Consider the following 4,561-nt stretch of genomic DNA (forward strand, 5'->3'; position numbering starts at 1 on the left):
GGCGCGGACAGCGCGTTGTGCGAGCGGTGCATGCCGCGCTTGGACGGCGATTTTTTGTTTTGTTGGACGGCCATGGTCGGCTCCTGAAATGCGGACGCAGTAGATGGAATAAACCCATCATTATAGTCCGTCCGCAAACGGCGGCTCCCGCTGCGCTCCGGAGCGGTTCGACACCGCCCCCGCGCAGCGGTTACTTCACCAGCGGCCGCACATGGGTGAAGCCGCCGTCCACCGGCAGCACATGGCCGGTGATGCGGCTGGCGGCATCCGACAGCAGCCAAGCCATGACCTGCGCCACCTGCTCGGCGGTTTGCACCCCGCCGAGCGGGTACTGGCGGCCCGCGCCCTCGCGCATGGCCGGCAGCTTGAGCAGCCCGGCCGTCATGGGCGTGTCGGTCATGCCCGGTGCCACGGCGTTGATGCGCAGGCCCTGCGCGGCGTAGGTGGCCGCGGCGCTGCGCACCAGGCCGTCGATACCGGCTTTGGCCGCGGCGATGGCCTCGTGGTTGGCCACGCCGATTTGCGCCACCACCGAACTCACCAGTACCGCCGCGCCTGGGGCCTGTGCGGCGCGGCGCGACTCGATCCACGCGCCCAGCGTGGCCAGCGCGCTCTCCAGGTTCACGCGCAGCACCTCGCGCCACTGCGTCGCTGGTGTGCGGTGCAGCGGCGCGATCAGCGTGTTGCCCACGCAGTGCGCAAGGTGGCTGGGCGCGCCGAGCTGCGCGCTGCACTGCGCCAGCGCCTCGGTGGCGCCCTCGGGCGTGGTGGTGTCGGCGGCGATATGTGCGTCCGCCGGCACGTCGGCAAGCTGCGCCGCGTCGCGGCCCACGGCAGCCACCCGCCAGCCCTGGGCCTGCAACTGCACGCACAACGCGCGGCCGATGCCGCCGCGCGCGCCGGTGACGAGGACGATGGGAGAGCTGGCTGTGTCAGTCATTGGACAAAACTCCTTGCGGTAAGGCGCCCGGCGGAGCGTGCTTCAGCACATGCGTCCAGTAGGCGGAAAACGAACGGCAGGCCCGATCGGGATCGGCAAACGCAGAGGGCGGCAGCGGCAGGCGCAGCGCCGCCCAGGCGGGGTCATCCAGATGCGGGTTGTACCAGCCGCGTACCTGCGCCGCAGGGCGCAGTGCGGCCACGAGCTCGGGCGCTGGCGCCATCCAGCGCAGCGAGGCGATGGCGTGCATGCGCGCGCCGACGAAGGCCCAGCGCTGCGCCGACCACGGCCAGCGGGCATGCCAGCGGGTATCGAGCACAGCCACGGGCAGCGTGCCCGCCGGCGGGTCGGCCAGCGCCCAGGGATGCACCAACCACACCGTGCGTCCGGCCACGGTGGCGGCATCGGGCGCGGTGAAGCCTTCCGCCGGGGGCGCGGCGAACAGAGGCGGCTCGTCCACCGCAGGGTGGGCGCCGGGCTCGGCGCCGCGGCGCTGCGGGCTGTGGGCCAGCGCGTCGAGCACGGCGTAGGTGGTGTCGATCACCGTGCCGGGGCTGTGCCACGCCGGCGGCGCATAGCGTGCGACGTTCTCGGCGTTGAACAGGTAGGGCTTGGCACTGCCGGTGCCGGCCACCCACTGCCAGGACAGGTGGTTGCTCGCCAAGTCGCCGTCGAGCAGGTGGGCGAACATCCAGTCCGCCCCGGCGCGCCAGTGCACCTTGCGCACATGCACGGTGTAGGAGGCCAGCCACATGCGCGCATGGTTGTGCAGATAGCCGCTGGCGTAGAGCGTGCGCACCGCCTGGTCGATCACCGGCACGCCGGTGGCGCCGCGGCGCAGGTCGGCGGGCAGTTCGCGGGCGTAGGCCGCAGCGGGCAGCGGGCCGGGGTGCAGGTCGTCGAAGATTGCCGCGCCCCGGTGCCGCCAGCTGTGCTGGAAGTACGCTCGCCAGCCCAGCTCCTGCACCAGCTTGTGGGTCAGCGGCAGGTGGTGGCGCTTGCGCAGGCTGGCCACGACCTCGGCCAGATCGAGCAGGCCGTGGGTGAGGTAAGGCGACAGGCGGGTGACGGCGCCGTCCAGATGGTTGCGGCTGCGCGCATAGTCGCCTGCGCGCACAGCCGCCAGGCGTGCGCGGGCGGCGGCTGGCGTGGGGGCGAAGGCCTCGCTCGCCGCGAATGGGACGGCGGCGCATCCGGCCCCTGTGGCCGGTGTGTCCGTCGCCTCAAACACGGGCTGGTGCCGATTCATGCCACCACCTCACGCAGCGTCCGCGCCTGGGCGACAATGATCCGCCGCTCGGCCTCGCCCACGCGGGCGAGGTTCTTGACCTGCATCACCGTGCGCGGGTTGGCCGCCAGCCGCGCCTCGTGGCGCAGCAGGAAGTCCCAGTACAGCGTGGTGTAGGGGCAGGCGCGCGCGCCGGTGCGCTGGGCCGGATCGAAGCGGCAGCCGGCGCAGAAGCGCCCCGCGCTCATGCGCTCGATGTACTTGCCGCTGGCGATGTAGGGTTTGCTGGCCATCAGCCCGCCGTCGGCGAACTGGCTCATGCCGACGACGTTGGGCAGCTCCACCCACTCCACCGCATCCACATACACGGCAAGAAACCAGTCGCTGATCTGTTTGGGCTGCACGCCCAGCAGCAGCGCATACAAACCAATCACCATCAGCCGTTGAATGTGGTGCGCATAGCCCAGGCGCAGGGTCTGGGTGAGGGCGTCGCGCAGGCAGGCCATGTCGGTGTCGCCGCTCCAGAAGAAGGCGGGCAGCGGGCTGTGCGCATCCAGCGCATTGGCGTCGGCGTAGCCGGGCATCTGCGTCCAGTAGATGCCGCGCACATATTCGCGCCAGCCCAGAATCTGGCGGATGAAGCCTTCCGCACTGGCCAGGGGCACGCGGCCCGCGCGCCAGGCGGCTTCGGCGGCGGCCACCACCTCGCGCGGATTCAGCAGCTTGAGGTTGAGCGCGGCCGACAGCCGCGAGTGCCACAGCCAGGGTCGCGCGGGCCACAGCGCGTCCTGCCAGCGGCCAAAGTCCGCCAGCCGGTGGTCGATGAAGTCGTCCAGCGCGGCCAGCGCCTGCGCGCGGGTGAGGGGCCAGTCGAAATCGTCCAGTGCGCCCGGATGGGCCGCAAAACGCTGGCGTACCAGGGCGAGCACGTCTTGGGTGACGGCGTCGGGCGCGAAGCGAAGTGGCGCAGGCACGGGCGGCGGGCCGCTGCGTTTGTCGAAAGCTTCGCGGTTGTCGGCATCGAAGTTCCACTGGCCGCCAGCGGGCTGCTCGCCGTTGCTGCCATCCATCAGCACACGGTGGCGGCGCCGCATCTCGCGGTAGAAGTACTCCATGCGCAGGCTTTTGCGCCCTTGGGCATGGGCGGCGAAGTCGCGCACGGTGGCAAAGAAATGACGGTCGTCGCGCAACTCGAGCGGCACGCCCAGTGCCTTGGCCGCCCCGCGCAGCGCCTGCAGCACCCGCCAATCGCCCGGCGCGGCGACGATGAGCGCCTGGGGGCGCAGCGCCCGCACGGCACGCGCGAGCTCGGCGGCCAGCGTACCGGTGTTGGCTTCATCATCCAGCCGTGTGTAGTGAAGCGACCACCCCCGCGCAAGCAGCTCGGCGGCGAAGTGGCGCATGGCACTGAGAAACAGCGCAATACGCGGCTGTGAAGACCAGACGTGGGTGGACTCTTCCGCCACCTCGGCCATCCACACCGCGTCCTGCGCGGGGTCGAAGCCGTCGAAGGCGCTCGATTGGGCGTCGAGTTGGTCGCCCAGCACCAGCACCAGATGGCGCAGCGGCTGGGGCGCAGGGCGCGCGGGCGGGGGAGTTGCGTTCATGCGCCGTCTCCCGGTGAGCGGTCTGCGCCGCGTTGCGCCTTGGCCTGGCGGCGGCAGGCCTCGCTGCAGTAGCGCACCTGCTCCCAGTTCTTGGCCCAGGCGCGGCGCCAGCTCATGGGCCGGCCGCAGACGGCGCAGGGTTTGCTGGGCAGCCTGGACTTGTTGCCCTTGAATCCGGTGGATGGTGCGCGGCTCATTCCGAGTGATCCCGATGATGCTTGGATTGTGCGGGATCGGCGCCATCGGTGTTGGCGCAGGGTCGGTTTCCATGCATCCCTTGCGGGCGCGCCATTGGCGCTCATGCGCTAATCTTCGACCGCTACCCGGACGCAGGCGGCTCGTCGCTGCGCGCGATCGCATCGATGACGACCGGCCTGTCATGGTCGAGACCCACTGGCGCGGGCGTCGGATGCTGGCGGATCGGGGGCACCGCGCTGTCCCAGCCAATCCTGCCCATCGGGCGAGCCGGATGCGCCCGGGACGCTGCTGCACGCGGCGCAGATCGTGATCGAAGAGCCACCCGGTCAGGCCCACTGTCTGGCCTGCGGTCGGACCGTGTCCATCGACCGGCACGGCGACAGCCGCCCGGTCTGCGCCAGCCACTGGCTGCACCCCACGGGCGGAATGGAGTTGCGCGTAATCGACATGAAAGTCAGGGATGATTGAGGCAGAGCCATATGAACCCAGATTTCCCATCAGCCCGTAGGCGCGGTGGTCAAGACGGGTTTGACAGGCCAAGGCAGCTCAAGGGAATTTGGCCGCATTCCACAGGCCGCTGACCCACTC

6 protein-coding genes are annotated in these 4,561 nt (G+C 70.6%); 1 reads left to right on the forward strand and 5 read right to left on the reverse strand.

The window, feature by feature from the left end:
- The 5 genes from rpmF to P3W97_RS07190 form a co-directional block, all read right to left on the reverse strand.
- A partial coding sequence (rpmF, locus tag P3W97_RS07170) for a 50S ribosomal protein L32 (protein WP_300845210.1) occupies positions 1–74 on the reverse strand: 74 nt, incomplete at its 3' end.
- A 116-nt stretch (positions 75–190) separates the two neighbouring features.
- Positions 191–940, reverse strand: a complete 750-nt coding sequence (locus tag P3W97_RS07175) for an SDR family NAD(P)-dependent oxidoreductase (protein ID WP_300845201.1) — start codon at positions 938–940, stop codon at positions 191–193.
- Entirely contained in the window at positions 933–2,189 is a 1,257-nt protein-coding gene (locus P3W97_RS07180; RefSeq protein WP_300845203.1) for an FAD-binding domain-containing protein, read from the reverse strand. The genes P3W97_RS07175 and P3W97_RS07180 overlap by 8 nt, the downstream gene beginning before the upstream one ends.
- Positions 2,186–3,775: a cryptochrome/photolyase family protein gene (locus P3W97_RS07185; protein WP_300845205.1), complete on the reverse strand. Its 1,590-nt coding sequence runs from the start codon at positions 3,773–3,775 to the stop codon at positions 2,186–2,188. The genes P3W97_RS07180 and P3W97_RS07185 overlap by 4 nt, the downstream gene beginning before the upstream one ends.
- On the reverse strand, positions 3,772–3,972 hold the full coding sequence (locus P3W97_RS07190; RefSeq protein ID WP_300845208.1) for a DUF2256 domain-containing protein: 201 nt from the start codon (positions 3,970–3,972) through the stop codon (positions 3,772–3,774). Before P3W97_RS07190 ends, P3W97_RS07185 begins: the two co-directional genes overlap by 4 nt.
- A 289-nt stretch (positions 3,973–4,261) precedes the next feature.
- Between P3W97_RS07190 and P3W97_RS11065 the strand changes: the two genes are divergently transcribed.
- A complete protein-coding gene (locus P3W97_RS11065) occupies positions 4,262–4,441 on the forward strand; it encodes a hydrogenase/urease maturation nickel metallochaperone HypA (protein ID WP_367184605.1) in 180 nt (59 codons plus the stop codon).
- Positions 4,442–4,561 lie beyond the last annotated feature (120 nt).

The sequence above is a fragment of the Tepidimonas sp. genome (assembly GCF_029335975.1).
Taxonomy (GTDB): Bacteria; Pseudomonadota; Gammaproteobacteria; order Burkholderiales; family Burkholderiaceae_C; genus Tepidimonas.

Excerpts from the sequence above, each read along its gene's own strand:
- P3W97_RS07175 (WP_300845201.1), bottom strand. The coding sequence starts at position 940 with ATGACTGACACAGCCAGCTCTCCCATCGTCCTCGTCACCGGCGCGCGC.
- P3W97_RS07190 (WP_300845208.1), bottom strand. The coding sequence starts at position 3,972 with ATGAGCCGCGCACCATCCACCGGATTCAAGGGCAACAAGTCCAGGCTG.
- P3W97_RS07185 (WP_300845205.1), bottom strand. The coding sequence starts at position 3,775 with ATGAACGCAACTCCCCCGCCCGCGCGCCCTGCGCCCCAGCCGCTGCGC.
- P3W97_RS07180 (WP_300845203.1), bottom strand. The coding sequence starts at position 2,189 with ATGAATCGGCACCAGCCCGTGTTTGAGGCGACGGACACACCGGCCACA.